The 643-nt window shown below is 48.7% G+C and carries 1 rRNA gene; it reads right to left on the bottom strand.

The features are described from left to right. Positions 1 to 379: 379 nt before the first annotated feature. Positions 380 to 492: ribosomal RNA gene (rrf, locus tag NFT33_RS18020) — 5S ribosomal RNA — on the bottom strand. Positions 493 to 643 lie beyond the last annotated feature (151 nt).

Raw genomic sequence — 643 nt, 5'->3', positions numbered from 1 at the left:
CAGTTCGATCTTGTTTTTGCTCAAGGAATTGAAGTGAACTTCACTTCTCTATCCATGAGCGTTTAAGGTCACAAGGACCCGGACCCGAAGATCCGAGACACTCGCCTCAAACGCCCACGCTTATCGGCTGTTGATTTTTAAAGAGCTTGCCGTTTCCGGCGCGACAACCAATCAAGATCAGTCATCAGCAAAGAAGCGAGATTATCATGCATTTTTTAAACCCTGTCAACAACAAGGTCTATGCTGATTCGCTTGTCTGCTCTAGAGACTGGAGCTGAACTGATGCTCTAGCACATTGATCGGTGCAGCTACACTCTCTAGACAAGACGAAGAGAAGAAAACGCCCAGTCCGTAGACTGGGCGTTTCTCGCTTGTAGAAGCCTGACGATGACCTACTTTCACACGCGAATGCGCACTATCATCGGCGCGGAGGCGTTTCACTGTCCTGTTCGGGATGGGAAGGAGTGGGACCACCTCGCTATGGTCGTCAGGCATAACCGTTGGTCTTTCAGGATGGAACCTGAAAGACAATTCGTAGAGCCTGTATGAATCAGCGCTGATCTGTCAATTGATTGCGTTCACCGTGACTGAAGTACGGTTCACATCGACACTCTTACCTTGACAGGAATGTCAAAGTTATAGG

Origin of the sequence: Sphaerotilus sp. FB-3 (assembly GCF_023706025.1) — a bacterium.
In the GTDB taxonomy this organism is placed as follows: domain Bacteria; phylum Pseudomonadota; class Gammaproteobacteria; order Burkholderiales; family Burkholderiaceae_C; genus Sphaerotilus; species Sphaerotilus sulfidivorans.
The sequence above is the reverse complement of the archived record's forward strand: the minus strand, read 5'-3'. Positions and strand labels throughout refer to the sequence as shown.